Source organism: Streptomyces yangpuensis, assembly GCF_024666385.1.
GTDB classification, from domain to species: Bacteria; Actinomycetota; Actinomycetes; order Streptomycetales; family Streptomycetaceae; genus Streptomyces; species Streptomyces yangpuensis.
Map to the genome: position 1 here is coordinate 198826 of NZ_CP102515.1, position 25953 is coordinate 224778.

The following is a 25953-nucleotide window of genomic DNA, read 5'->3' on the forward strand; positions in this document are numbered from 1 at the left end:
GGACGGCAGCATACTGCCGTCATGTGAGGTGGCGGTGATCCCATAGGACCGTTTTGCTGAAATCTCGCGACAGTTGCTCCGTGAGTGCTAACGCCGTTAGCACTCACAGGCAAGCTAGGTCCCGGTCGAGCTGGTCCCAGACGCCGATCTGGTGCAGGGCGCCGACGGGCACGTGGACACGGTCCCCTCGGCGAGCTCGCGGGCAGCGGCCAGGTACGGCGCTTCTCCGGCGTCGACGTGTCCCCTGGGCTGTGCCCAGGCACCCTCGGAGGGCGGCCAGCCGTGCTCGATCAGCAGGACGTGGCGGCTCGGGGTCACGGTGACCGCGTCGGCCGAGTTTCTCAATGGCCCCGGTCTTGGGCTCAGTCATGTTCGCCTCTCGGTCAGGGGTGGGTGATGTCGGTGACGACGAGGAACTGGTCGCTGGCGAGGTTCACGAGGACGTGGGCGTCGGTGCCTTGGGCGAGCTGGGCGGCGGCGTATTCGTCGGCGGGCCAGGAGCCGCGGGGGTGGCCGGCGGGGAACCGCTCCAGCACGGTGCGGGTCTGTGTGGTGATGGCGCTCATCAGGCGTCGCCGCCGTTCACGCGCTCGTGGATGTCGATGAGGCGGGTGATGGCGTCGGGGTTGTCCGCCGGGCCGACCCATGTTCCGTGCGCGGTGAAGACGGGGACCGGGTCGCGGCCGGCGTCGAAGATGACGACGTAGTCGCCGTACCGGTCGAGCACCATGTCGCGCAGGACCGGATGAGGGCGGTGCCCAGGACCTGGAAGGCGTCGACGGTGAACCCGGCGGGCTCGCCGGGCGTGAACCGCGGTGCCAGGGTGCGCTGGTCGCGCGGAGCAAGTCGCCGGGCTATGTGGCGGTCAGCAGCGCGTGGGTGATCCGCGGGCCGCTGGTGCAGGTGATAACCGTGTCGGGGGCGTCCTCGTCGGCGGTGTCGAAGTCAGCGGGCCGGACGACCAGGCCGAAAGCGGCGGTGCCGTGCGGGCCGGGGACGGGGTCGCGTCGACCCACCCGTCGACGGCGCAGTGCTTGGTGTCCATCAGCTGGCCTCCGCCAGGAGCTCGGTCGGGCGAGGAGAGCGGGGTCGGGGGGTGTACTGCGCGAGCAGCAGCAGCTCACGGTTGCGCTTCTTCTCCGCCTCGGTGAGGGGCCGGGCCTGCACGCGGCCGTGGCGGTGCCACGGCGGGGAGGCGGGCGGCTCGGCGTAGGCGAGAGCTGGTCGACGTGACGGTCGGTGCTGCTCACGGGGGCCTCCGGTGGGAGGGGGCAGGCATGGGTGGCGCGCTGGCTGCTCTTGGACTGGGTGTCAGAGGCGAACCGGCCGAGGCGAGCCTCAACCGGGGTGGCGGCGATCCAGGCCTCTGCACACGCCTTGTGTACTCCCCGGTATGGGAGCGCATCGGCGTGGGCTTGTCGCACAGCACGCAGGGGCGGTCCTGCCAGCAGTAGAAGTGCTGGCTGTCGCGCCACTCGAGGAGCGCGCCGGAAGGCGGGACCAGGCCCGGCTCGAAGGACGTCTTCTTTCCTCAGGTGCGGGTCAAGGCCGGGGGTCGGGCCGCGGCTGAAGTACGCGGTCGAGCAGGGCTGGCGGCGGGGTCGGGGGCTCATGCGGCCTGTCCCCACACGCCGGTTCCGGGACGGCGGGCTCGGCGGCCGTTGATGGACGGCACCATGAGGTGCCGGCGGGTCGCGACGATCGCCCGGCCGGAGTGCCTGCCGTCGTACAAGGCGGCGTCAGCGGCCCGCTGCAGCAGCCTCAGGTCGTGCGAGCCGACCCGCGCGGGACCGCGGCCCCGACCGAAGCGCCGACGTCGACGGCACGGCCGTCGTCAAGGACGACCGGGGGTGCAGCATCCGGACCGGCTGCGCCAGGCGCTGCCCCGGGCTGTCGGCGGGGAGCGGGACAATGACGGCGCACTCGTCGCCGCCCAGCCGCGCAACGACGCCGCGGGGCCCGTCCAGGCGGTGAGCCGGGCGGCGACGGCGGCCAGGACAGCGTCCCCAGCCGCGTGGCAGCGTGTCGTTGATGGACTTGAAGCGGTCCTGGACTTCGACGACGGCGACGAACTCACCCGGCGACCACCCTGACAGGCTGCTCTGTACGATCACCGAATACTGGACGCTGGTCCGCCTGTCCTGTGCGGAGATCAGCAAGTGGTGCCTAGTCCGGATAGTTGAGGGAGTTGGCGGGTGTCCGCTGTGGACTTCTACGCTCACGTCGCCGTTTGCGGTGAGGTCCTGGGAGTTGGCCTCGGTGCCGACCCCGAAGCCTGGGAAGCCGCCCTGGGGGCGACATGCCTCGATGTTCCCGGTGGTGGCCTTCTGCGGCGGGACTACGGGCTCGTGGAAATCAACTTCTCGCCGGACCAGCCAGGGCGGCAAGGGCAGATGTCGTGCTTTGGCTTCGGCGTGAAGATCCAACGACTGCTGTACGACCAGTCCCCGACCCCCGACCACCGTGCCGTCCCCGCTCTCGCGGGAATACGGGGGATTCGCACCCAGAGTCCCCTTCAAGGAACTGCAGACCGCCATCCTGGCCCTGGGCCACACGATCGAACTCGACAAGCACAACACGTCGAGTGACATGGACTGCTACCGCGTATCCGCGTCCGCCGCCCGCATCCACGTCGTCGCTGACCCTGACCCGTACGGGTCAGGCGACCCGGATCCAGACGGACATCAGAGGGGCGACGTCTGGTCCGTCGACGTGTGGTGACGAGCCGGCGACCTCCCAGCAGCGCCCGTGACATCTCTTCGCTTCGAGGAGCGCCGGGCAAGGATCACCTGCGCGGCGGGAAACGCTCTGAAGAGCGCGCGCCACAGGGGAGCACAGACCCCAACAGCGCGGGCTGCGTGATCACAACAATCGCTGCCAACCAGGAGGCACAGAATGCTGTTGCGCAATGTGGTGCTTGATGACGTCGACGCTTACATCCGGATGCGATGCGATCCCGACATGATGAAAGATCTCGGGGGTCCACTGCCGCGAGAAGGCATGGATGAGAAGGTGCAGCGCGATGTCCGCCGAGCTGCCGAGGACACCGCCTGGACCAAAATGATCATCCCCGAAGCGGCTGCCCCCTCGGCGGTCGCAGGAACTGTGTCGCTGTGGTCCCACGAAGCCGACAACCATCACATCTCCGAGATCGGTTGGATGGTCCTGCCCGCCTTCCAAGGCCAGGGCTACGGCAAGCGAGCCGTGCGGACGCTGCTTGAGATGGCCAGGGAGGACGGCCGCTGGGAACTCATCCACGCCTTCCCCGCAACCAGCAACCTGCCTTCCAATGGCATCTGCCGCGCTGTCGGCTTCACGTTCGTCGAAGAACAGAGCCTGGAGTTCGCCGGTCGAGTTCTGGACACCAATCACTGGATCATCGACCCACGCACTGATTTGACCTGACCATCACCGAGCAGTGGGTGCAGAGAAGATCGGTCGGATACATACCGTTCATCCCCGCCGCCTTCAGCTACGGGAAGCCCTTGGACCCGACGTGCCCAAGAAGCCAGCGGACCGGCCAGCGGCGGTCAAAGAACGCGTGCGTCACCGCGGAGACGGCGAACCCTGCCGCCAGGCCGGTGAAGGACATCTGAAGCGGGAGGACGGCCCGGACCAGGGCCAGCATCATGGTCATCACCAGGTGGTACTGGGCGACGTGTCCCAGGCACGCGCCCCAGCGCCGCCTCGGGCTCACGCCGTCAGCGACCTCGGCCCGCCGACGGCGCAGCCTTCCCTCCTACCTGGTGGTCGGTCTGCCCGATCACGTGATCGGCAAGGTTGTGACCGACCGCGAGGGCCCCCACACCGCGCCGAACGTCGCCAAAAGTCGCGACCTGCTCGATGCTCGTCATCGGGCACCCACCAGAAGTCCGTGAGGTGAGCGCTCGGTAATGTCCTGCGTCGAACCCGCCGCCGTTAGTCCAGCGGTCAGCCACAGGAGAGCAATCATGCCGTTCGGTGACTTCGACGCATGGCGGCGAGAACTGCTGTTCACCGGCGGCTTCGTCCAGGACGGTGACGCCTTCGAGTACGGGCCCGAGGCCCAGGCCCGTTTCGACCGCTACATCGAGCTGGCGGACATGGTCGACGGCACCGAAGGGCCCACAACGGTTAAAGCCCTGATCGCCTCGCTTCACGCAGAGGACGACCACGGTGCCCACGAGGCTGTCTACGGCGCGCTGGAACGCTTCTCCGGTCGAGACCTTGTCAGAGGCGCCGCCATGGCAGTGATCAACCTCTTGGAGATCCCCCGAGACAACAGCGGCCACGTCCTTCAGCTCGTGACCGTGCTGGCCAGCGATGAGGACCTTCAGGCATTTGGTGCCGCCTTCGGTCGGCTGCAGCCCGAGATCCGAGCCGACCTGGCGACACTCATCGCGCACCATGAAGCCGATGAGTGGCTTGCAGACAAGCGCTCCATCGGACGGCTTCGGCTTACGCAGGACTAACCTCTCGCGTCAGCGTTCAGCACCCTCCGAGTTGCTGCAGAGAAGGTCCAGCTCCGTCAGCGCGTCAGCGTCTCCTCGGTCGCCCGTGCCGCCGGCGTTCACCGCAGCCTGATTCACCGCCACGGTGATCTGCACGCCGCCGTCATCGCCCGCGCGGGCCAGCCCCTGCCCAGCACGACTGCCGGAACGCAGGTCAGCCGCAAGTCGCTGCTGGCCGACGTCGCGAACCTCACGGCCCGCATTGGGAAGCATCCGGCCTCGGCGCCCCGGCCGACGTCGAGACGCTCACACGCCGCGCCACCGAGCTGGAACAGCAGATTCTCGACCTCCGCGGCGAACTTGCGGAACGGGACGAAGACCTCGAAGCCGCCCGCGCCGCGAACCGTGAGCTGATGGCCCAGCTCAACCGCTGACCGCATCATCGCCGTCAGCGGTCACCCGACGACGGTGTCCCAGACGACCGACCTCTGATGGACTCACGCCATGACGACACTGCTGCCCCGCATCCTTCGAGCACTCGAACAGTTCCATGCCACCCATCCCTGGGACCACAACGCCCACTACCACCAGTGGATCCTGCGCCAGCTCCCGAGACGCTTCAACAGCGCCCTGGACGTCGGATCGGGCAGCGGTGACCTTGCCAGGCTCCTGGCCGCACGGGCAGGAGTGGTGCACGGCGTCGACGTGGACCACGACATCGTCGCTCGCGCGCGGGAGCTCACAGTCCCGCCCGCCCCGGTGACCTTCACCGTCGGAGACGCACTGAACGAGATACCCCCTGGCCCCTACGACGTCATCACATGTGTCGCCACCATCCATCACCTGCCGTTTAGCGACGCCCTCACCCGCTTTCGACAGCACCTGGCGCCCGGCGGAAACCTGGTCGTCGTCGGTCTCTACCGCCCACAGTCTCGGAGCGACTACCTGATTGACGCCGTCGCCATTCCGTCGAATGTCGCCATGGCATGGATCAAGAACAAGGGCCGCAAGTCACCGCGACCGACCTCGATGACTGCCCCTACCCGACCGGCGACCATGAATTTCGCAGACATCGTGCGCGAGGCTCGCCATGAACTACCCGGCGCACGGCTGCGCCGGCGACTGTTTTGGCGCTACACGCTGGTCTGGCACCAGCGCTGAACAGCCAACGCGCCACGGTCTGGCATCGGAACGAGCCTGTATCCACGACACCTGTCGCGCACACGGCACCGAACGAGTCATGCCACTGAGCTGGGGAAACGTGGCGCCCGTCGCGTCCACCCGGCTTCAAGCCCGAGAGAAAGGCAGTGGTGCAGGCACGCCTTGCAGCCGTCGGCCGTGCCGTGGGTGGTCTTCTCCTTCGTGGCCGGGTCCTCGTAGGTGACCGGGTGGTCGTCGGAGGCGCCCTTCAGCCGGGCGTAGAAGTTGTTCTGCACCCAGAATTCACCGATCGCGCTCCCGGCGCGGGCCAGTCCGAGCAGGGCGGCGAAGACTGCGGGGCGGTGCGTCATGCTGGGTGTCTCCTGATCGCGAAACGGGGGAGGGAGCGGGCGGCCGGCCTTTGCCGGTGCTGCGGCCGCCCGTGTGGTGCGGGCGCCGTCCCGGCCGGTGCGGTCGGGACGGCGCGCGGCTCACGCGGCCAACCGGTGGACGGCCGGGGCCGGGAGCGTCATGAGGCTGCTGGGTCGACGGGGCTGCCATCGAAGCACTCAAGGCAGCAGCCGAGCTTCTTCGAGAGGCAGATGTAGAACCGCCTCCGGCCTGGGCACCGCCAGGTCGATGCGGAGCAGGTAGCCGCGGGTGGGGTGGCGGCTGGACCACTGCGGGAGACTCGCGCACAGCTTGCACCGCAGGATCGCGACCGGGCCCTCATTGCCGCCGAGGCTCACCTGCATGTCCCGTAACTGCATACGCGTGACGAGCCCGGTCTTCTCCGCGCGAGCGGAGGTGCTCCGGTGGCGTGGAATATGTCGGCCGGGCCGGAGGCGTCTTCTCCCGCACGAGCGGAAGTACTCCAGACCCTTTGCCGACCGGGCGGTTCGCCGGGCGAGCGGGTCCGCGGACCGCCTCGGACTGCTGATCGTGCTAATGACGGGCTCGCATGCTGGCTCCAAATGTGCGCCAGCAGGTGCGATCTCACACAGGGCGAAGTGAACGGTCTCGATGGTGGTGTTGCGCTCGGCCGTGTCGGTCGCGGAGGGGCCACTCGGCGGGCGGGACGGTGGCCCCGCCGGTCAGGTCGCGTACGGCGTCAGTGCCGCAGGGGAGCAGATGGGGAGCCGTCGGTCGACGGTGAGGCGGGAGCGGGTGGCAGTCCATCGGAGAAGGGGCTGGGTGCAGCGGGGGTAGGTGGTGGTCGTGGCGGTGGCCATGGGCTATCTGATCTTTAACCTGTGCGGCGGATCCAGCGGAGTCGCCTCTTGAGCAGCCTCGATGCACCGATGTTCCGGGGGTGTGCTGAGATGGGCTCTTCGACCAGGGAGGAGGATGGACAGCAGCATGCACGAAGGTTGTGGGCCGGTGCAGGGTCTCTCCCCTGATGATCACGTGTTTGTGTCCAGCGCGTGTTCCGCGGGCAGCCGGTCATGCGGGTGCACCTTGATCAGGATGGAGACTGGCAGAACGAGCGGGACTGTCAGATCCCGGCGCGGTGTGAGCGTGCCACGGGCAGGCGTGCTGGATGGATCGAGGGCCCAGCTCGAAGTGGCAATCAACCCCCTGCTATTGCAGGCCACCGCAAGCCCGCGAGGAACCCGACCTGGGGAGGGCGGCGGCCGTCTGGTGCAGCGCGGCTCTGAGCCGCTGCTGCTCCAGGCTGTATAGGGTGCAGGGCTCGGATGGCACACAGCTCCTCTGTAACAAGGCTGGCCAAGCCACTTCGGTGAGCTCGCCGGGCATGCGTCCATGCTCGCTTACCTGACCCTGGTCGGGAGGAGCTGGGCCGACCAGGCCGCATTCGCGCGCCTCGGAGGGAGTGCTCACGCGACGCAAACGCTCGCTATCTCGCAGAGAAACCCAGCGCCGCCGAAGGTCACCCGAAAATCAGCGACTGAAGCGACCGGACTGCGGACACATTCTCGTCTTCGAGTCTCAGCGGAAAGCGTTAGACGTCAGCACCTTGCACCGGCCGCTCCGACCGTTGAGTCTTCCGGCCCTTGCTCCCGGCAGTCAGCGTGGTCGGGTCGACTGCTTCGGCGGGGGCGCCGGAGGCGTAGAGGCCGTCCGGGACCGTGTCGCGGTCGTGGGGCAGGAGCCAGAAGACACGGCGGCGGAAGGTCCCGCTGGAACGGGAGGCCTTTGCCTGCGGCCCCAGCTGGGCATAGCCGACAAGGCGCCCGTCGCGATGGTAGGCGGGTTTGCCTCTGCGGGTGGGGAGCCGGTCGAGGGACTGGCGGACGTAGTCGAGTTCGGTGACGTCCTCGAGCCAGACCAGGTCGACTTCGTGGTGGATCTCGTCGTCGGAGATGAGCGAGCTCATGCGTTCTCCTCCTCAGCGAGCAGTCCGATGCCGGGGTAGTACTTCTTCGAGTTGGACAAGATCATTTCTTTGGGTGAGGCGAGGCCTACGAGCTCTCGAGCCCGGGCCGCGAAGGCTCGGGACGAGATGGTGGGCGCGCCTTCATTCTGGCACCAGGTGCGGTAGACGCTGTAGAGGCGGGCTTGTTCGGCCCGGTGGTCGGCGTGGAAGACGCAGCATTCGTCGAAGAAGCGGCCGGTGTGGTCTTCGGTTTCCGCGTACGCGGTGGTCGCGATCCGGACCGGGGCGGGGCCGGTGAGGTCCTTCTCGCCTGCGAGGTAGCGGCGTGCGCCGTCGATGAGCCAGGCGAGGATGCCGGGGCCTTCCTCGGTGACGAGGATGTCGGCGAGGTTGTCGATCTTCCGGTCGTCGGAGACGACCTTCTCGAAGGGGACGAGCCTCATGCGGCGCCAGAAGGCGAAGCCTCCGGTGCCGACCTCGGGGCGGTGGTTACCGATGAGCCAGAGCTTGTGAGTGGGGGCGAAGGAAAAAAAGTCCTGCCTCATTCGGCGGGCCTTGATCCGGTCGCCACCGGTGAGGAGCTTGACGCGGGCTTCGTCGAACTTGTCGCCTGGCTTGACCTCCGAGCAGACGATCACGCGCCGGCCGTGGAGCTCGGCGAGTTCCGTGGGGTGACCGTCGAAGGTGCGAGCCATCAGGAAGCCAGGTGGCGCGGCGTCGGCGTAGTCGCCAAGAAGCTTCATGAGGACGTCGAGGAGAACGGACTTGCCGTTCTTGCCGGCTCCGAAGAGGAACGGCATGACCTGGGCACCGACATCTCCGGTGATGGAGTAGCCCAGCATCAGATGCAGGAAGTCGATCATCTCCCGGCCTTCGGTGTCAGCGCCGAAGGTGTCGGTGAGGAAGCGTTCCCAGCGGGGGGTCGGTTGCTGCTTGGGGCCGGTGGAGGTCGAGCGGGAGTGGAAATCCTTGTCGGGCTGGGGCGCGCGGATGAGTCCGGTGTACAGGTCAACGATGCCCGCTGGGGTGCACAGAGCGTACGGGTCGGCGTCGAGGAGCTCGGCCCGCAGGACCATGCCGGGGGCCGACTTGGCCTGGGTGAGCATCGCGTTCATACCGGAGGTGCTCAGAGCCCGGCGGCGGTGCTTCTGCAGCGACTGGTTGCTGTGGATTCCGCGGGGGTCGGTCGTTGCGATGGCCTCGGCAAGGTCCCCGGCGGCCCAGACGACGGTGTCGTCCTCGTCGGCCTGCCAACGAGTGGTGTCCCATCGGTACCAGCCCAGGCCAGGGACGTGGCGATAGTCCCCGGCGTACAAACGGACGAAGAGCTTGGCGTTGCCGCGGTCGCTGAGGGTGTCGGGCAGAAGCCCGGCAGCAGTCGCGTGATCCCCGTGCACCCTTTCGCCGCCCTGGGCAGGCAGCGCCGGCGGGGCCTGGGCAAGGATCTGCGCGGCCACGGCGTCAGGGTCGAAGGCGAAGAGAAAACCGTCGGTTTCGGGCGTGGGGCTCACCGGCGGCCTCCAAGGTACAGGGGGCGCTTTGCGCCGGCGGACATGCCGCTGCGGATGATCTGAGCCGAGCGCTGCTCCTGGCCGGGACGGGCTGCGCCTGCAGCTTCCCTCAAGGCTTCCTGGGCGGCGGAGTCGGTGAGATGGCCTGCGGCAACAAGCCCGCCCAAGCTGTACGCCGCCCTGTTGAGCTTCTCGGTGAAGCCGGCCCCTTCAGAAAACTGGGCGCACGCCGTGACCTCGGCAAGGAGGGCGCTCAGAAGACGTGCAGTTCGGTCCTGCCCTCCGCCGGCTGCGAGGACAGCCTGGCGGGCACGCGGTGGAACAGGGCGCGGCGCGGGAATGTGCGGAGCCGGCAGATGACCGGTGCGCTGGAGTTCCTGGGCCAGCCATGCGGGCAGTGGGGCCGGCTGCCGGACCTGCCCCAGCGGCCTGTACATCCCGGCGGATGTACTCGTCCCCGGGGCAACGATGTAGCCGCCGTGCGCACGGACATCAACCTGCCAGGCGAGAGCCCTCTTCCCGGATCCGGTGGAGCACTGCCACTGACGGCCGTCGGTGGCCCGATACCAAACGTGCATGCCGCCCGACGGGGTCCGTACACGCAGGGTCGAGTCGTCTTCGGCGGGAGAGGTCTCGCCGCGGAGAGCCGCCAGCACGGCCAGGGAGTGAAAGCCCGTCCGCAGGCCACGCAGATCGACAGCGTCCCCGACCGGGATTCCCGGAAGGAGCCGGTCACGGGACGGCAGTTCACCTGCGTGCGCATCGATGTCGATGACGACCAGGTCCGCGGGCCCGCAGGCAACACCGACACCCAGAGCGGGGGTGCCGGTCCACCAGTTCTCAATGCGGGAGTAGTCCAGGGTCGCGGCATGGAAACCGTGACACCAGCGGCCGCCCTGCAGGCACGTGCAGTCGGCGTGAGTGTGACCCGGTTCGGCACAATCTCGGCAGTTGGCGGGGGGCGTCTTGCGACCAGGAGCAAGCGGGTGAACGGGCCAGCCGTTACTGGCGCACCACCGAGCCAGTCTCAGACCAGCGACGGAGCGCTCAGAGGTCGACCGCCCTGAGTCGCTGCGAGAAAAACGCAGCTCAGAAGGCATGTACTTCCCCTAACAGCGACCGAAGCGACTCAACGACGAACACAGACTAGCGAAGTCGGCCAGGAACAGTGTGCAGCGTGTCTGGGCTATCTGGCCCGGCGTGTCGCTTCCTGGCTGCCTGTGGGTCGGAAGCGACTGACGAGAAGACCAGAGCGACGGAAACGCTTCAGTCGCTGTGTGTCGTTCCGAGAGAACCTGCAGGTCAAGCCGCCTTTAGCCTTCCATGCAGCGACTGAAGCGACTCAAGCTGCCTATATATGACGCACACGCACACACAGGAATGCTCTCATATACCGGAAGTTGAGTCGCTTCAGTCGCTGCATGGGCTCCCTGAAGCCCTCTGACCTGCGGTTTCATGGAGCGACTCAAGAAAGCGACTCAACGCGGCAAGCTCGCTTGTCGGCCTCTAGACCCGAGTCTCGCTGGTACCACGGTTAGCCCGAGCACCATGAACCGGTGGGAGCGGGTCACGCGGCGAATAGGAGGTCGGAACGGTTGACGTCGTTACGTGAACCCGCTGCGAAGTTGAGTCGCTTCAGTCGCTGAAGTGCGGTTCAGTGAGGGTCTGGTGCAGATTCGGGTGACAGGTTGAGTCACGCGGCCCGAAGGGACGGTGTGGTTCCACGCAGCCGGGCACGTGTCGATGCCGCTGAAGCCGGGATGCGGTGTGTACACGGCCAGGCTCCGGTCCGCCTGGAGCTCGAGTGTTCCGTGCTCGGGATTCCCGACGATCGTGATCTCCAGCGCGGGTGGTGTACGAGGCGGGCACGGGGAGGCCGGCCGAACACAGCACGGCGCCAAGCGGCCAGGAACGGGGGCCGACTGCGCTCCCCGCTCGACGAGCGCGCCCGCGTCTTCCTCGCCCACCACCTCCGAGCAACGCCCCGCCCGGCCGAACACCGGGCGGATGTGGAGCGAGAGTTCCAGACCTCGTTCATCGCCGCGCTCAGAGAACCGCCGCGGACTCCGCGTACCGCTTGGCATGGTTCAGGGTCGCCGTGCTGTTGCGGCCGAGTGCCTCTCGTACGTATGACCGGGCCCAGGCGAGGTCCGTGCCCGCCCCCAGTACCCGCTCCACCGCCTCCTCCCGCAGTACGACGTTGTGTCGCGAGGTGGCGATCGTGGTCCCGGCCGGGCCGGGGGCCACCGTCCAGGCTCCTGTGTGGGCCGACATGAGGACGGGGGTGACGGTCTGCTTGTAGACGATCCGTGCGGCGTCGGGGAAGCAGACCCGTACGGACTCGGTGGTGTGGGCGGCGCCGTCGGCGGTGAGTGTGTCCATGGACATGACCTGGACGCCCGCGGTCTCTTCGGTGAGGTCGAGGCGTGAGACGTGCGGCAGCCGGTCGGGCCACCGGCCCGCGTCCTCGAGGAACGCGTAGACCAGCTGCGGCGGGGCGTCGATCCGGACCGAGTCCTCGAAGGACAGCACCAGTTCGTCCAGCCGCGCCCACTGCCCGGCCAGGGCGGCGAGGCCGGCCAGCTCGGCGCGGCTGTTGGTGTCCGTGGCACGCTCCACCCAGGCCGCGTCGGCGGCCCGGTCGCCGGCCACCGAGAACGCGTGGAGCAGGGTGAGCTTCGACCTCTCCGCTCCCAGCGCTTCGACGATCCAGGTGCCGGACATCGCCGTCAGTGGCGCCGACGGGATCTCCTGTCGGAACTCGATGCGCCGGGCCGCCGCGTCCAGCACGCGGCGGGAGGTCCAGGACTTCACCTGGCCGTTCGCCGTCGCCCACATGCGCAGGCGCTCGTTCGCCCCGTCGAACTCGAGTCGGTCCACGTGCACGTTGGGCAGGAAGAGCAGCGGCCACCGGGCCGCGTCCGCGATCATCCCGTAGACCACGCCCGCGGGGGCGGCCACCTCGGTCTCGTGCACCGTGCGGTGCACCTGCTCGCCGTCCGCCATCGTCAGCCCCTCGGTCATCAGAAGTTGCCCAGCCCACCGCAGACGTTGAGCGCCTGGGCGGTGATCGATGCGGCGAGGTCGGTCGTCAGATAGCCGACGAGACCCGCCACCTCCTGCGGAGTCGAGTAGCGCCCGAGCGGGATCTTCGACTCGAACCGCTCCCGTACGTCTTCCTGCGTGGTGTTCCAGGCAGCCGCGTAGCCGGAGCGCACCCGTTCGGCCATCGGAGTCTCGACGTAGCCGGGGCAGACCGCGTTGACGGTGATCCCGGCGGGGGCGAGCTCCTTGCCCAGGGCCTTGGTGAAGCCGACGACCGCGTGCTTGGAGGCGGAGTAGGGGGCGCCCAGGAGGACGCCCTGCTTGCCGGCCGTGGAAGCGATGTTGATGATCCGGCCGTAGCCTCCGGCGGCCGCGGCCTGCGTCATCCCGCCCTGCTTGAGTACTTCCCGGGTGAGCAGGAAGACGCTGTTGAGGTTGGTGTCGATGACGTCGTACCAGAGTTCGTCACTGATCTCGGCGGTGGGGCCGCCACCGCTGCGGCCGGCGTTGTTGACCAGGACCGTGATCGGCCCGTACGTCGCGACGGCCGCGGCGACCAGCGCCCGCACCTGCTCCTTGGAGCGTACGTCGGCGGTGGTGCCGGCCGCCTGGAGGCCTTCGGCCCGCAGCTTCGCCACGGTCTCCTCGACCGCGTCGGCGTTACGGGCGCACAGGAACACCCGGTGTCCGCGGGTGGCCAGGTCTCGCGCCACGGCCAGGCCGATGCCGCTCGTGGCTCCGGTGACCAGCGCCACCGGATTCTCGGGTGCCGCCGTCGATGCCGTCATCCTTGTGCCTCCAGTTCGGGGGTCGGAACCTCGACCGTGTCCGGAACGGCTCGAGGAACGCCTGACGGGTACTGGAGGGTGGGCCGTGGGCGGCCGGAGCCGAGCGGGGACAGGGCCCGGTCCAGGTCGTGCCGGGTCAGCCGGGAGCCGCCGCTCGCGACGTAACCGTCGGGGCGGATCAGCAGCCAGCCGCCGGCGGCCAGGCCGAGCGCGCGTCGCAGGCAGCCGCGCGGGTCCTCCATCGGGTCCGGGCCGGTGGCGTCACCGGGGGCGCGGATCGTGCGTACGGAGAGCCAGGACGCGTGGTCGGCGGCGGTGTCGGCCGCGACCGAGACCGCCGCTTCTCCCCCGCCCGCCGCGTGCAGCAGGGTCCAGCGGGTGTCGCGCAGTTCGGTGCGCAGCTCTTCCGCCCCGAGTGTGCCGGGCCGGCCCGCCGCCGCGACGGCGGCTGCGGCGCGGCTGCCCGGGGAGATTCCGGCGCCGGATCCGGTGGCGGTGGTGAGGGTGCTCTGCGGATAGCCGAGGCGCAGTCCGGACAGCCCGCCCAGTACTTTGCGCTGGATGGTCCGGCGCAGGGCCGGCACCCGGCGCACGATGCCGAAGACGACCGGCAGCATGACGCCGGCGAGGGAGTTCTTGAACTGGACCAGAAAGGTCGCCCTGCGGGTGGAGCCGAGCAGCGCCCTGCCGACGGGGACGCGTTCCTCGCCGTAGGTGGTGAGCAGGTCGCGGCCGGCGTGGCCCTGGGCGACCATGGCGAGTTTCCAGGCCAGGTTGTACGCCTCCTGGATGCCGGTGTTCATGCCTTGCCCGGAGGCGGGGCTGTGCACGTGGGCGGCGTCTCCGGCGACGAAGCAGCGGCCGTCGTGCATCCGGGGCACCATGCGCTGCTGGAAGGTGAAGACGGAGGACCAGGTGGGTTCGCCGACGTGTACGCGGTGGCCGAGGCCGGCGCTGAGTTTGGCGCTCAGGCGGGCGGCCGCCCCGGCGGGGTCGGCGCCGGGGCGCGGTGCGGTGTCGAGGAGTCGCCAGCGGCCCTCGTCCTGGTAGGGGACCATCATGAGGGCCTGCCCGCCGGTGTGTATCCAGTGGATGCTGTCCTGCGGGAGCTGTGTGGTGACCGTGGCGTCGGCGAGTTCCCAGGTCTCGCTGGACTGGCCGATGAGGGGCAGCTTCAGCTGTTTGCGTACGGTGCTGTGGCCGCCGTCGCAGCCGATGAGCCACGGGACCTCGTACTCCTCCGTGCTGCCGGCGTGGTGTTCGAGGACGGCACGGACGCCGTGGCGGTCCTGGGTGAGGCCGGTGAGCTTCACTCCCCATTCGACGGTGACGCCGAGCCGGGCGACCGCCTCGCGCAGCACTTCCTCGGTGCGGGTCTGCTCGATGATGACGGTGTACGGGTAGCGGGTCGGCATCGTCGAGTAGTCGGCGTCCAGCCGGACCAGGCGACGGCCCCCGGCGTGCATCGTGAAAGCCCGGTTGTGGCGACCGCGTTCCAGTACGGGGTCCACCACGCCCATCTGGTCGAAGGTCTCCAGGGTGCGCGGGTGGACCGCGACCGCGCGGCTGGTGGGCGCGGGCCCGGGGGCCGCGTCGATCAGCCGTACGCGCAGGCCGCGGCGGGCCAGTTCGTGGGCGGCGGTCAGGCCCACGGGGCCGGCGCCGACGACGAGGACGAGGTCGTCGTGGGCGGCGTCCGGGGTGTGGTTCATGCGGCGGCCTCCTGGGCGGCGCGGGTGCTGATCTGCCGGCGCACGGTGCGCCGTTCCGGTTTGCCGACGGGGGTGCGGGGGACGGCGTCGAGGACCTCGACGCGGCGGATCCGCTCGTACGGCGCGAGGCGTTCGTTGGCGCGTTCGACGATCGAGTCGACGACGTCGAGGAGGCCCGGCGCGGCCGGGTCGCGCAGCACGATGCCGGTCCAGACGACCGCGCCGTGGACGGGGTCCGGCCAGCCGGCCGCGACGCAGTCGGCGACCTGCGGGTCCTCCCCGACGATCGCCTCGACGGCGCTGGGCGAGACGAGTTCGTTGTCGTACTTGAAGACGTCGCCGAGCCGGTCGACGAGGAACAACAGCCCGTCCTCGTTGCGGTAGCCGACGTCGCCGGTCGAGAACCAGCCGTCGGCGTCCACGGGCGAGGGGCCTGGGTCGTTCAGGTACCCGGCCATCACCTGCGGTCCGCGGACCTGCACCTCTCCCGTGGCGTAGGTGTCCAGGGGTGTGCGGGTCTCGAGGTCGACGATCCGGCACTCGGTTCCGGGTACGGCCGCTCCGACCGATCCGGTCCTGGCGCCGCGCCACTCGTACGGGCTCTGGCAGTGGGAGAGCGGGGAGAGTTCGGCCATCCCGTAGCCCTGGAGGACGGGTACTCCGATGCGGTCGCGCAGGACCCGGGCCGCGGAGGGCGCGAGGGTGGTGCCTCCGGACAGTACGGCCGTCAGCCGCGGGCCGCCGGGAGCGCGGCCCGGAACGGCGGTGAGCCGCTCGTCCTGGGCGAGGCGGTGCAGGCGTGCGGGCAGCCCGTAGTAGTGGGTGGCGCCGGCGTCCGCCGCGTGCCGGAGCGAGGCCCACGGGTCGGGGTCGGTGCACAGGACCTGCTCGGCGCCCGCGTACACCGCCGAGTTGAGGTGCATGACGTGGTAGAGCGGCAGGTGGTTGAGGGTGACCGAGTCGCTGCCGAGGTGGTGGGCGGCGGCGGTCTGGGCGGCGTTGGCGACCAGGTTGCGGTGGCTGAGGCGGACGCCCTTGGGCCGGCCGGTGGTGCCGGTGGTGAACTGGATGCAGGCGTCCGCGTCGAGGTCGTCGACGCGGACGGGCAGCCCGGGCACGTCCGGTACGGAGTCCAGGGCGCGGGCGAGCGGCACGGTGTCGGAGGGCACGATGCCGTCGGCCGCGTCGGTGACGACGACGGTGTGCAGGGCGGGCAGCCGGTCGGCGATCTTCACCAGCAGTTCGGCGGTGGTGGTGGGCACGAATGCCACCTCGACGGCCGCCGTGGTGAAGACGTGCTCCAGGCCGTCTGCCGTCAGGAGCGGGTTGACCAGCACGACGGTGTTCCCGCTGCGCACCGTCCCGTAGTACGCGGCGGGGAAGACGGCGTCGAGGGTGTTGGCCAGGCCGACGCGGGCGCCGCGCCGGCCGCGGGTGTGTTCGAGGTAGGCTGCGACGCGGTCGGCCTGTGCGTCGAGTTCCGCGAAGGTGACCGGGCCGGCGGCCGTGCGCAGGGCGCAGCCGGCGGGGTCGCGTACCGCTGCCTGACGCAGCAGTCCGTCCAGTGGGAGTTTCGGGTACACGAACGTCATGGTGCTGTCCTCCTGGCTCCCGAAGAGAACGGCCGCGGTTGCGGCGGGGCTCACACACCTTCGGCGGGGGCGCTTGAGGAATCTTCGAAGGCGGCTCGATCTCGAAGGCGGAAGCTGTCCTGAACCGAGGGAACGGAGTCAGCCCATGACCGCGCTTGCCGCTGAGAGCCATGACGTGAGCCGTACGGAGCAGGAGCCCGGCCGGTTCGGTCTGCTGTATGCGGAGGTCCAGCAGTTCTACGCGCACCAGATGCAGTTGTTCGACTCCTTCGAGGCCGAGGCGTGGGCGGGCACGTTCTCGCCGGACGCCGTGTTCGACGTGCCGACGCTGCCGCGGCCGGTCCGTGGCCGGGAGGAGCTGGCCGCCAACGTGCGGCGCAACGAGGAGGCGCAGGGCCGTACGGGTGAGCAGCTGCGCCACTGGCTGGGCATGGTGGACGTGCAGCCCCAGCCCGACGGGACGCTGCGTACGCGCGCGTACGCGCTGGTGTATCTGACCCCGCGGGGCGGGGAGGCGCGGGTGCACCGGGTGTGCGTGATGGAGGACTCACTCGCGCGCTGCCGCGGGCAGTGGCGGGTCGTCCACCGGCTCGTGACGCGCGACGACCTGGCGTGACGCGCCGCGGGCGCGGGGGTCCGGGCGGTGGGCTCAGTGCCGGTGGGCCGGGACCGGGTGGAACAGGTCCTGGCGGACGCCGGCGGGCCCGCTGCCGTAGGCGACCTTCCGGGTGATCTTCGCGCCGAGGCGGGTGCGGGTGACCACGGTCGCCGCGCGGGCGCGGAGGTGGTCGGCGAGGGGGCCGCCGCCGCCGAACATGGCCTTCGCCTGCATGCGCTGCATCCGGTGGACCGCGGCGGCGGCGGGGGCTCGCAGCCGGGCATAGGGTGCCAGTCGCTCGCGGGTCGGCTGCCCGGCGGCCAGCGCGTCGACGAGGACGGGGTGCAGGGCGGCCGCGTCCTGGAGGGCGAGGTTGATGCCCTGGGCCCCGATGGGGCCATGGGTGTGGGCGGCGTCCCCGATGAGGACGAGCCCGTCGCGTACCCATTCGCGGGCCTGTGAAGCGAAGACGTCGAGGAGGTTCAGGTCGGCCATCGATCTGACCTGCTGGTGCAGGAGGTCCTCGAACTGGGGCAGGACGTCGGCCAGTTCCGCACGGATGTCGTCGATGCCGCGCCGTACGGCGCGGCGCCAGCTGCCGTGCGGCAGGGTCCATCCGATGCGCAGCCGGTCGGGGTGGGTGTCGTGGACGAGGATGGCGCCGCCGGCCGCGCGGTGGACGCGTACCCGCCCGGTCGCCCGGCCGGGTGCGTGGAGCGAGAACCAGGCGACGTCGTGCGCGAAGGACTCGGAGCGGCCGGGTGCGATCCCGGCGAGCGCCCGTGTCTTGGAGAACCGCCCGTCGGCCCCGACGACGACGCGTGCGTGGACGGTGAGGGGTGCGCGGTCCGGGCCGTTGGCGATCAGGCCGGTGCAGGGGCTGCCCGGGCGGCGTTCCAGGAGGGCGGCGACCCGGTGGCCCTCCAGAAGGGTGAATCCGGGCAGCTCGCGGCAGGCGGAGAGCAGCTCGGTCAGCAGGTGCGGCTGGGGCAGCGCCAGCAGGCTGCCGTACGGGGCGGGCAGCCGGGAGTAGTCGATGTCGAGGAGTACACGGTCGCGTTCCAGTACCTGGAAGCCGGCCAGCTGTGCGGCTCCGCGTGCTCGCGCGGAGCCCAGCACTCCGAGCTCGTCGAGGATGCGTTGCCCGCCAGGCTGCAGGATCTCGCCGTGGAAGGCGCGGTGGAGGGCGGTGGAGCGCTCGACCAGCGCCACCCGGATCCCGGAGCGAAGCAGCATGAGGGCCAGGGCGAGCCCGGCGGGCCCCGCCCCGACGATGCAGACGTCCGTCTCGGTCGATTCCATCGGTTCGCCGTCCGTGCCGATCAGGCGGTGACGCGGGCGGCGAGCACGTCGTTGACCATCGTCAGGAAGCGGCGCGGGGTGTCGGCCTCGTCCAGGGTCTCCTCGTCGAGGAGAACGCGGTACTCGCGCTCGATGTGGCCGATGGTCTGCAGCACGGCGAGCGAGTCGTAGCCGAGTTCCATCCAGTGCAGGTCGAGGACGTCGCCGTCGAGGTCGACGCCTTCCTCCTCGCCCGCGCACTCGCGCAGGATCCGGGTCAGGTCGCTGAGTTCGAGCCGGTCCATGGGTATCTCTTCTCCTCGGTGTGGCGGTCGGTCAGGCGATGGTTTCGGGACCTCGGACGACGACGGCGGAGTTGAAGCCGCCGTGGCCGCGGGCGAGCACGAGTGCGGTGCGCAGCGGCAGCCCCATGCTCGGGCTGGGGGCTCCGGTGACCAGGTCGAGCGGGCAGTCCTCGGCCGGCAGCGCGGTGCCGACGGTCGGCGGGATCATCTGGTCCCGCAGGGTGAGCAGGGCGGCGGCGACGTCGAGGGACGCGCCGCCGGCGGCGAGCCGCCCGGTCATCGACTTGGGAGCGGTGACGGGCACGCCGTAGGGGCCGAAGAGCGCGCTGATCGCCTCCGCTTCGGCCCGGTCGGCCGTACGCTCGCCGGCGGCGTCGGCGAAGACGACGTCGACCTCGTCGGGGTGCAGGCCCGCGTCGGCGAGGGCGAGTTCGGCGGCGGCGCCGAGCCGGCAGGCTCCGTCGGCGTCGAAGGTGGCCGCGTGCCCGGCGATGGTTCCGTACACCTGGGCTCCGCGCTGCCGCGCCTCCTCCTCGCTCTCGAGGACGATGAGCGCGCCGCCCTCGCCGGCGACGTGGCCGCTCGCGTCCTCGTCGAAGGGCAGGTAGGCGCGTGCCGGGTCCTCGCGGTCGGTGAGTCCCCCACCGGCCAGGTAGGCGGCCCAGCCCCAGGGGCACAGGGCGGAGTCGATGCCTCCGCTGACGACGAGCCGGGCGCCCTTGCGAATCTGGCGGCGGGCGTGCGCGAGGGCGTCGAGGCCGCCCGCCTGCTCGGAGACGATCACGCCGGAGGCTCCGCGCAGGCCGTGCCGGATGGAGATCTGGCCGCTGTTGACGGCGTAGAACCAGGCGAAGGACTGGTACGCCGAGACGTGCCGGCCGCCCTTGCTCCACAGGGCTTGCAGTTCCCGCTGACCGAACTCGAAGCCGCCGAAGGAGTTGGCGGTGACCACGCCGGCGGCGTGGTCGGGCAGTTGTGCCGGGTCGGCGCCGGTGTCGTCGAGCGCCTCCTTCGCTGCGGCGAGCGAGAGCCGGGTGACGCGGTCGGTCTGGGGCAGCAGCCGGCTGGAGACGTGGTCGGCGTCGACGAACCCGGGCACCTCGCCCGCGAGCGTGGCGGGGTAGCCGCCGGCGTCGAAGAGGGTCACGGGGCGGATGCCGCTCTCACCGCGGAGGGTCGCGGCCCACCACGCCTCGGTGCCGAGGCCGTTGGGTGCGGCGACGCCGATGCCGGTGACGACGGCGGTCGTGGCGCGGGTGTGCGGAGCCGGGGCGGCAGCGGCCGGGGCTGTCGTGGCGCGGCTGTGCGGCGCCAGGGCGGTCGTGGTGGTCATCGGTCCGCCTTCGGGCTCGGGCTGGTCAGGATCATCGCGCTCTGGAAGCCGCCGAAGCCGCTTCCGACGGTCAGGACGGCGTCGGTGCGCTGCCGGCGAGCGGTGAGCGGGGTGTAGTCGAGGTCGCAGGCGGGGTCGGGCTCGTGCAGGTTCGCCGTCGGCGGGACGGTGTCGTGCTCGATGGCGAGGGCGCAGGCGGCGACCTCGAGGGCTCCGATCGCACCGAGCGAGTGCCCGATCATCGACTTGATGGAGCTGACGGGGACCTCGTGGGCCCGCTGTCCGAGGCTGCGTTTGAACGCCTCGGTCTCGTGCTTGTCGTTCTGCTTGGTGCCGGAGCCGTGCGCGTTGATGTAGTCGATGTGTTCGGGCAGCAGTCGCGCCTCGTCGAGGGCGGCGGTGATGGCGGCGGCCATCTCGGCACCGTCGGGCCGCAGTCCGGTCATGTGGTACGCGTTGCTGCGTGAGGCGAATCCGGAGATCTCTGCATAGATGTGCGCACCGCGCCTGCGGGCGTGCTCGTACTCCTCGATGACGAGGACGGCCGACCCCTCCCCCAGGACGAACCCGTTGCGGGTGCGGTCGAAGGGCCGGGACGCGGTCTCCGGTGCGTCGTTGTGCGTCGAGGTGGCGCGGATGGCGTCGAAGCAGGCGAGGGTGATCGGGGTGATGGGCGCCTCGGCCGCTCCGGTGACCATGACGTCGGCGCTGCCCTCGCGGACCAGGTCGACGGCGTGCCCGATGGCGTCGAGGCCTGAGGTGCAGCCGGTGGACACGAGCGCCACGGGCCCTTGGGCGCCGACGGTACGGGCCACCTCGGCGGCCATGGAGCTGGGCACGAAGTAGTCGTACAGGTGGGGCACGGCCTTGGTGTGGTCGACGAGCGCGAGGGTGCCCTGTTCGCTGACGACGCCGTACTCGGTGTCGAGTCCGGTGGTGCAGCCGAGTGCGCTGCCGAGGGTGACGCCGGTGCGTGTGGTGTCGTACGTGCCGGCCAGGCCGCTGTCCGCGAGGGCCTCGCGGGCGCTGACGACGGCGAACTGGGCGGCGCGGTCCAGGCGCTCGGCTTCCTCGGCGGTGAGCCCGGACTCCTGCGGGTCGAAGTCCGCCTCGGCGGCGATCCGGGAGCGGAAGGCGGAGGCGTCGAACCGCGTGATCGCACGGGTGGCCGTGCGGCCGTCGGTCAGCAGCGTCCAGAATTCCTTGGTGCCCGGGCGGCCGGGGGCCACGACCCCGATGCCTGTGATGACGACTCGTCTCATCGTCCTACCCTCTGTCCTGTCCGGTCGCGGTGGCCGCGCAGCACGATGCGGGCGGCCCTGCCGAGCATCCGGGGCAGTTCGCCGCCCCGTACGAAGAAGTGGTCGCCGGGTACGGTCCGGCGTACGAACGGTCCGGTGGTCCAGTGGTCCCAGCCCGCCGTGGCTGCGGGGCCGGCGAGGGGGTCCTCGCTGCCGGCGACCGCGAGCAGGGGTACGGGGAGGGGGCCGGGCGCGGTCGGCCCGGTGGCGGCCGTGCGCAGGGTGGCCGCGAGCCGCAGGTCGGCGCGGAGCACGGGGAAGACGACGCGGAACCACACGTCTCCGGGCCGTACGCCGGGCGGGAGTGCGTCGAACGCGTCGAGGACCCTGAGCAGTTCCGCGTCCGTCAGCTCTGCGGCCCCGGCGAGGGGGGCCGGGGAGTCGGGCGGCGGGCAGGCGCCGACGGCCAGCAGCGCGGGCGGCGTGAGCCCCCGTTCCAGGACGGCCTGGGCGACGGTGAGAGCCACCATCGCGCCGAGGCTGTGACCGTAGAGCACGTACGGGGCTTCCGGCTCGTCGGCGATCTGCTCGAAGAGGGGTTTCAGGTCGGCGAGCAGCTCGTCGTGTCCGGTGAGCCGGGGTTCGCGGCGCCGCTGGTCCCGTCCGGGCAGCAGCCAGGGCGTGGTCCGCACACCGCGCCCGGCTGCCGTGTCCCATCGGTGGAACGAGGACACTCCGGCCCCCGCGTGTGCGAAACAGTGCAGTCGCACGGTCTGCCTGTCGCCCATCGCCGCCCTCCCGGAAACGCACCCCCGTGGAGTTCGACCCTCACCGAACCTGCTCGAGACAGGCTCGAATCGGCGTGCAGGGTCGCGGGGTCGCGCGTCCGCGGGGCTCAGGCGAGGCACTCCGGGGGCCGGCCGTGGTAGGCCGTCATCTCCGCGAAGAGGGCGCCGACGTCCAGCGGGCACCCCTCGGGGAGGCCCTGTTCCTCGGCGTACCCGCGGTGCAGGTTGGGGAGCAGCCGTTCGGTGTCCAGCAGGTCGGCGTACGGTCCAAGGTCCGTGGCGCGGGCCAGGTCGAGCGGGGTCGCCCCGGCCGCGGTGCCTTCCGCGGCGAGCTGTTGGATCCAGCGCAGGTAGGACTCGTTGGCGTCGAGGAGTTCGGGGCCGCCGACCGGCCCGTGGCCGGGTACGACGGTGTCGGCGCCCAGGGCGCGCAGCTGGTCCAGGGCGCGCAGGGAGCCGGCGACGGACCCCATGACGCAGAAGGGGGTGACGCCGTTCATCACCAGGTCGCCGGTGAACAGCACGCCGTGTTCGGGCAGCCAGACGATGGTGTCGTCGGTGGTGTGGGCCGCCGCGCCGATGTGGATGAGTTCGGCGCGGACCGAGCCCACGTGGAGCGTCGTGCGGTCGCGGAAGGTCAGCTCGGGCGGGGTGATGTCGATGTGGCCCCAGTCGACGTCCGGCCACAGGCCGGCCATGTGCAGCCCGGCCGCGCGGACCATGGTGCGCGTCCGCTCGTGGCCGATGGTCAGTGCCTCGGGGAAGACGGAGTTGCCGTAGGTGTGGTCCCCGTGGAAGTGGGTGTTGACGAGGGCGCGCGGTGGGTGTGGCGCCAGCGCGAGGACGGTCCGGCGCAGGTGCCGGGCCCGGCTCCCGGTGGCGGCGGTGTCGACGAGGGCGCTGTGACCGCCGTCGGTGAGGATGCCGGCGTTGTTGAGGCACCAGCCGCCCGGGGGCTGGACGTACGCGTGGACGCCGTCGGCGACCTCGATGACGGTGGCGGCCTGCCCCTGGGCGGTGGCGGTGGGCACGGGGTACCTCTTTTCGTTTCCGGCTCGTGAACGGTGTGCGCGGTGTACGTACGGCGGGAGCGTCGCCCGTCACACTCCGGCGGTCTCCGGCAGCACCAGGCGGCGTGGTGCGGCGCGGCCCCACGGGAATCCGTGGTGCAGATGGACGGCGGGCGGGTGCCCGGCGTCGACCTCGACCGCGACGGCCGCCAGTACCTCGGCCGCCGGTTCGATCTCCAGGAAACGCCAGCGGGCGGCCAGGTCGTCGGTGGGTGGCCGGAAGGCGAGGACGCCGCGGTCCTCGGCCAGGGTGAACGCGAAGGAGTCGAAGGGCAGGCCGAGTCCCAGTCCGCGCGCCTTGGAGTACGCCTCTTTCAGCGTCCACAGGCGCAGCGCGCGCCGGCTCCGCGGTCGTCCGGGGGCCGCTTCGCCGATCCAGTGCTGCTCCTCGGGGGAGAACGTCGCGATGATGTTGTCCAGTCCGCGCTCGCCGCGGTCCAGGCGCTCGACGTCGACGCCGATGCGCAAGCCGCGGGAGACGCCGAGAAGGTTGTACGCGTTGGCGTGCGAGAGGTTGAAGTCGAGGGTGTCGGTGCCGCGCGGCAGGCCGCCGGCGGGCGTCTGGAGGAACGGGCGGCCGCGCGAGGAGCGCCAGATCACCGCCTCGGCCTCGGGGATGCCGGTCTCCAGCGCCAGCACCCGGCGTACCAGGGCGTGGGCGACCAGGTACTGCCGGCGGTCGCGCTCGAAGAGGAAGCGCCCGGCGACTTCCTGCTCGTTCTCGTCCAGCCAGTAGGAGGCGAGTGTGGCGGCGATCTCGGGCGCGAGGTCGTCGTTGGGGCAGAACCACAGGTTCACCGGGTCCGGCCGGGACCTGCCGGGCCCCGCCGTGTCGGGGTGGACCACCGTCATGCCTGTGTCTCCTCCTTGCCGCCCAGCCAGAGCGGGACGCGCAGGAAGGCGGAGGGGGGCAGTGGTACGGCCACGGCGCCGGACCCGTGGGTGCGTTCGAGTGCGGCCCAGTCGACGTCGAGCCCGGACAGCCACAGCGCGCGCAACTGACGCAGGTGTCCGCCCTGCCACAGGGCGGCGAGATAGTCGTCCGTCTCGGGTATGCCGCCGAGCCCGAGGGGGTCGGGGTCCGTGTCCCGCAGATCGGCGCAGGGTGCCCCGTCACGGACGAACTGTTCCAGGATCCGTACCAGTTCGCCCGTGTCGCCGACGACGGCCGCGAAGCGGCAGTCCATGGCGGCGCGTCCGGTGCGCAGGGTGCGGGTGAGCGCCGCGAGCGTCGGGACCGCCCCGGGGCCGCCGAGCAGATCGGCGAACCTCCGGGCGGTGGCGGCCAGATGCGCCGGGGTGGGTGCGGACAGCAGGAACAGCTCCCCGGTGGTGGAGGCCGGGTCCTGGGGTGCCTGGGCGGTGGCGGGTACGTACTCCTCGAGGATCACGTGCGCGTCCGCTCCCCCGTGACCGCGCGCGCCGACGCAGATCCGGCGGGGCGCGCTTGCCGCGCCCTCGCCGTTCGCCCCGGTCTCCCAGGTCTGTGCCCCGGCCCGGCCGGCTCCGGGCGCCAGGACCCGGTGGCGCAGTTGGAGGACGCCCCGGGTCAGGACCGCGGCTCCGGTGGCGGCGCCCGCGTCTCCGACGAGCGCGCGTACGGAGTCCGCGTCGTCCCGGACGGCGACGGCCGACGCGTCCACGCCGGCGGCGCGCAGGGCCTCGCGCAGCACCCGCTGTCCGGGGGCGTCTTCGCGCCCGGCCTCGGAGAGGTGCGCCGAGCCGGTGGTCCGGGGCCTGCGGCCGGGTCCGGCCGCCGTGCCGTGGGAGGGGTGGGGCGCGGTGTGGCCGACGGCGCTGCCGCGTACCAGGCAGTGGACGGTGTCCCCGTCGGCCAGGGCCCGTTCCAGGGGCTTGAGCAGCAGTGCGCCGACTCCTTCGCCCGCGCCGGGGCGGCGGCTCGACGGGTGGAGCAGCAGTCGGACGCCGCCGACGAGGGCGGCGGCGCACTCGCCGCGGTGCAGGGCGGCGAGTGCGTGGTGGACGGCGACCAGGACGGAGGACTGCGCGGTGTCGATGGACTGGCTGGGGCCGGTCAGGCCGAGCAGGGCCGAGAGCCGGTTGGGCAGGCTCCACTGGCCGCTGAGGGGCATCAGTACGGGCCGTTCGCGCGTCCATGTCCGGGCCGCGAGCAGCGCGTAGTCACCGCTGCCGGCGCCGGTGAACACGCCGACACTGCGCCGTGTCCCGTCCGGGGCGGTCAGCTCGTCCAGGCGGCCTCCGGTGCACCCGGCGTCCTCCAGGGCCTCCCACGCGGTCTCCAGGAACAGCCGTTCCTGGGGGTCCATCAGGGCGGCCTCGTGCGCGTCGATCCCGAAGAACTCCGCGTCGAAGTCCTGTACCCGCTCGAGGTAGTGGCCCGTGTCGGCACCGGGTCGCCCGGGCGGCGGCGCCGATGCGCTGCCGTGTCCGGAGCGCGTCCGGTGCCAGAAGGCGTCGATGTCGGGTGCGCCGGGGTAGCGCCCGGCCATCCCGACGACGGCGATCGGCGCGGCGGTGGCACGGTCGGGCGCCGGGTGTCCCGGGTGCGCCGGGGACGGGGCCGGCCGGTCGGTGAGGGCCGGCCCGTTGGTGAGAGCCGGCCCGTCGGTGGCTCGGTCCGGCCAGGTGTCCGGCAGGTGGAAGACGACGGGCTCCGGACCGGTGGCAGTGCGCGCGGCGCGGGGCGCGCCGGCGGCACCGCTCAGCAGCGCAGCCGCCTGGGCCCGGCCCAGACCGCCGTTCTTGAACCGGGTCAGGACTTCCTTCTCGTCCATCTGGACGGGCTCCTTCTGAGGGTGG

The 25953-nt window shown here is 71.0% G+C and carries 28 protein-coding genes; 5 read left to right on the forward strand and 23 right to left on the reverse strand.

The annotated features are described in order from the left end of the window. Nucleotides 1–114: 114 nt before the first annotated feature. The 5 genes from NRK68_RS34765 to NRK68_RS34785 all read right to left on the reverse strand — a co-directional run bounded on the left by NRK68_RS34765 (nucleotide 115) and on the right by NRK68_RS34785 (nucleotide 1167). Nucleotides 115–345, reverse strand: coding sequence for an NUDIX hydrolase (locus tag NRK68_RS34765; protein WP_373024701.1), 231 nt, complete (start codon nucleotides 343–345; stop codon nucleotides 115–117). Between the two features lie 38 nt (nucleotides 346–383). Then, nucleotides 384–566, reverse strand: a complete 183-nt coding sequence (locus tag NRK68_RS34770) for a DUF8839 family protein (protein WP_257858171.1) — start codon at nucleotides 564–566, stop codon at nucleotides 384–386. Then, a complete protein-coding gene (locus NRK68_RS34775) occupies nucleotides 566–730 on the reverse strand; it encodes a hypothetical protein (protein ID WP_257858172.1) in 165 nt (54 codons plus the stop codon). The genes NRK68_RS34770 and NRK68_RS34775 overlap by 1 nt, the downstream gene beginning before the upstream one ends. Nucleotides 731–854: 124 nt before the next feature. Further along, nucleotides 855–1016 (reverse strand): hypothetical protein, encoded by a 162-nt coding sequence (locus NRK68_RS34780; RefSeq protein ID WP_257858173.1) that lies wholly within the window; start codon nucleotides 1014–1016, stop codon nucleotides 855–857. Nucleotides 1017–1044: 28 nt separating this feature from the next. Next, entirely contained in the window at nucleotides 1045–1167 is a 123-nt protein-coding gene (locus tag NRK68_RS34785) for a hypothetical protein (RefSeq protein ID WP_257858174.1), read from the reverse strand. A gap of 683 nt (nucleotides 1168–1850) precedes the next feature. Here NRK68_RS34785 and NRK68_RS34790 point away from each other — a divergent pair. Together NRK68_RS34790 and NRK68_RS34795 are read left to right on the forward strand one after the other, a co-directional pair. Further along, nucleotides 1851–2093 carry a hypothetical protein gene (locus NRK68_RS34790; RefSeq protein WP_257858175.1) on the forward strand — a complete coding sequence of 81 codons (243 nt, stop codon included), beginning with the start codon at nucleotides 1851–1853 and terminating at the stop codon, nucleotides 2091–2093. Nucleotides 2094–2895: 802 nt separating this feature from the next. Next, a complete protein-coding gene (locus NRK68_RS34795) occupies nucleotides 2896–3405 on the forward strand; it encodes a GNAT family N-acetyltransferase (RefSeq protein ID WP_257858176.1) in 510 nt (169 codons plus the stop codon). 67 nt (nucleotides 3406–3472) lie between these two features. Here NRK68_RS34795 and NRK68_RS34800 read toward each other — a convergent pair whose 3' ends face one another. Then, the gene (locus NRK68_RS34800; protein ID WP_257858177.1) at nucleotides 3473–3697 is read right to left on the reverse strand and encodes a hypothetical protein; all 225 of its coding nucleotides are present in this window, start codon (nucleotides 3695–3697) and stop codon (nucleotides 3473–3475) included. A 253-nt stretch (nucleotides 3698–3950) separates the two neighbouring features. Here NRK68_RS34800 and NRK68_RS34805 point away from each other — a divergent pair, with 253 nt between their 5' ends. Continuing rightward, nucleotides 3951–4451, forward strand: a complete 501-nt coding sequence (locus NRK68_RS34805; protein ID WP_257858178.1) for a hypothetical protein — start codon at nucleotides 3951–3953, stop codon at nucleotides 4449–4451. A 9-nt stretch (nucleotides 4452–4460) separates the two neighbouring features. On the opposite strand, the gene NRK68_RS34810 is transcribed toward NRK68_RS34805, so the two are convergent. Beyond that, complete coding sequence (locus tag NRK68_RS34810; protein ID WP_257858179.1) at nucleotides 4461–4703, reverse strand: hypothetical protein; 243 nt, start codon at nucleotides 4701–4703, stop codon at nucleotides 4461–4463. 231 nt (nucleotides 4704–4934) lie between these two features. On the opposite strand from NRK68_RS34810, the gene NRK68_RS34815 reads away from it, so the two are divergent. Beyond that, nucleotides 4935–5591, forward strand: a complete 657-nt coding sequence (locus tag NRK68_RS34815; protein ID WP_257858180.1) for a class I SAM-dependent methyltransferase — start codon at nucleotides 4935–4937, stop codon at nucleotides 5589–5591. Between the two features lie 77 nt (nucleotides 5592–5668). Here NRK68_RS34815 and NRK68_RS34820 read toward each other — a convergent pair whose 3' ends face one another. The 8 genes from NRK68_RS34820 to NRK68_RS34855 all read right to left on the reverse strand — a co-directional run bounded on the left by NRK68_RS34820 (nucleotide 5669) and on the right by NRK68_RS34855 (nucleotide 16556). Further along, nucleotides 5669–5941 carry a hypothetical protein gene (locus NRK68_RS34820; protein WP_257858181.1) on the reverse strand — a complete coding sequence of 91 codons (273 nt, stop codon included), beginning with the start codon at nucleotides 5939–5941 and terminating at the stop codon, nucleotides 5669–5671. Between the two features lie 1592 nt (nucleotides 5942–7533). Continuing rightward, a complete protein-coding gene (locus NRK68_RS34825; protein WP_257858182.1) occupies nucleotides 7534–7908 on the reverse strand; it encodes a DUF6009 family protein in 375 nt (124 codons plus the stop codon). Then, on the reverse strand, nucleotides 7905–9419 hold the full coding sequence (locus NRK68_RS34830; RefSeq protein ID WP_257858183.1) for a DNA primase family protein: 1515 nt from the start codon (nucleotides 9417–9419) through the stop codon (nucleotides 7905–7907). The genes NRK68_RS34825 and NRK68_RS34830 overlap by 4 nt, the downstream gene beginning before the upstream one ends. Continuing rightward, nucleotides 9416–10519 (reverse strand): bifunctional DNA primase/polymerase, encoded by a 1104-nt coding sequence (locus tag NRK68_RS34835; protein WP_257858184.1) that lies wholly within the window; start codon nucleotides 10517–10519, stop codon nucleotides 9416–9418. Before NRK68_RS34835 ends, NRK68_RS34830 begins: the two co-directional genes overlap by 4 nt. A 946-nt stretch (nucleotides 10520–11465) precedes the next feature. Further along, a complete protein-coding gene (locus NRK68_RS34840) occupies nucleotides 11466–12443 on the reverse strand; it encodes an aromatase/cyclase (protein WP_257858185.1) in 978 nt (325 codons plus the stop codon). Then, nucleotides 12443–13252 (reverse strand): 3-oxoacyl-ACP reductase FabG, encoded by an 810-nt coding sequence (gene fabG / locus NRK68_RS34845; RefSeq protein ID WP_257858186.1) that lies wholly within the window; start codon nucleotides 13250–13252, stop codon nucleotides 12443–12445. The genes NRK68_RS34840 and fabG overlap by 1 nt, the downstream gene beginning before the upstream one ends. Next, nucleotides 13249–14964 (reverse strand): FAD-dependent oxidoreductase, encoded by a 1716-nt coding sequence (locus tag NRK68_RS34850; RefSeq protein ID WP_257858187.1) that lies wholly within the window; start codon nucleotides 14962–14964, stop codon nucleotides 13249–13251. The genes fabG and NRK68_RS34850 overlap by 4 nt, the downstream gene beginning before the upstream one ends. Then, nucleotides 14961–16556 carry a class I adenylate-forming enzyme family protein gene (locus NRK68_RS34855; RefSeq protein WP_257858188.1) on the reverse strand — a complete coding sequence of 532 codons (1596 nt, stop codon included), beginning with the start codon at nucleotides 16554–16556 and terminating at the stop codon, nucleotides 14961–14963. Before NRK68_RS34855 ends, NRK68_RS34850 begins: the two co-directional genes overlap by 4 nt. Nucleotides 16557–16701: 145 nt before the next feature. Between NRK68_RS34855 and NRK68_RS34860 the strand changes: the two genes are divergently transcribed. Then, nucleotides 16702–17172, forward strand: a complete 471-nt coding sequence (locus NRK68_RS34860; protein ID WP_257858189.1) for a nuclear transport factor 2 family protein — start codon at nucleotides 16702–16704, stop codon at nucleotides 17170–17172. A gap of 33 nt (nucleotides 17173–17205) precedes the next feature. On the opposite strand, the gene NRK68_RS34865 is transcribed toward NRK68_RS34860, so the two are convergent. The 8 genes from NRK68_RS34865 to NRK68_RS34900 all read right to left on the reverse strand — a co-directional run bounded on the left by NRK68_RS34865 (nucleotide 17206) and on the right by NRK68_RS34900 (nucleotide 25928). Next, nucleotides 17206–18456, reverse strand: coding sequence for an FAD-dependent monooxygenase (locus NRK68_RS34865; RefSeq protein WP_257858190.1), 1251 nt, complete (start codon nucleotides 18454–18456; stop codon nucleotides 17206–17208). A gap of 20 nt (nucleotides 18457–18476) precedes the next feature. Continuing rightward, nucleotides 18477–18740: an acyl carrier protein gene (locus NRK68_RS34870; protein WP_257858191.1), complete on the reverse strand. Its 264-nt coding sequence runs from the start codon at nucleotides 18738–18740 to the stop codon at nucleotides 18477–18479. Nucleotides 18741–18771: 31 nt separating this feature from the next. Continuing rightward, nucleotides 18772–20073, reverse strand: coding sequence for a ketosynthase chain-length factor (locus NRK68_RS34875; protein ID WP_257858192.1), 1302 nt, complete (start codon nucleotides 20071–20073; stop codon nucleotides 18772–18774). Further along, on the reverse strand, nucleotides 20070–21335 hold the full coding sequence (locus NRK68_RS34880; protein WP_257858193.1) for a beta-ketoacyl-[acyl-carrier-protein] synthase family protein: 1266 nt from the start codon (nucleotides 21333–21335) through the stop codon (nucleotides 20070–20072). The genes NRK68_RS34875 and NRK68_RS34880 overlap by 4 nt, the downstream gene beginning before the upstream one ends. Next, on the reverse strand, nucleotides 21332–22102 hold the full coding sequence (locus NRK68_RS34885; protein ID WP_257858194.1) for a thioesterase II family protein: 771 nt from the start codon (nucleotides 22100–22102) through the stop codon (nucleotides 21332–21334). Before NRK68_RS34885 ends, NRK68_RS34880 begins: the two co-directional genes overlap by 4 nt. 107 nt (nucleotides 22103–22209) lie before the next feature. Beyond that, entirely contained in the window at nucleotides 22210–23133 is a 924-nt protein-coding gene (locus NRK68_RS34890) for an MBL fold metallo-hydrolase (RefSeq protein WP_257858195.1), read from the reverse strand. A gap of 69 nt (nucleotides 23134–23202) precedes the next feature. After that, nucleotides 23203–24024, reverse strand: a complete 822-nt coding sequence (locus NRK68_RS34895; protein WP_257858196.1) for a 4'-phosphopantetheinyl transferase family protein — start codon at nucleotides 24022–24024, stop codon at nucleotides 23203–23205. Next, nucleotides 24021–25928: a beta-ketoacyl [acyl carrier protein] synthase domain-containing protein gene (locus NRK68_RS34900; protein WP_257858197.1), complete on the reverse strand. Its 1908-nt coding sequence runs from the start codon at nucleotides 25926–25928 to the stop codon at nucleotides 24021–24023. Before NRK68_RS34900 ends, NRK68_RS34895 begins: the two co-directional genes overlap by 4 nt. Between the last annotated feature and the right edge of the window lie 25 nt (nucleotides 25929–25953).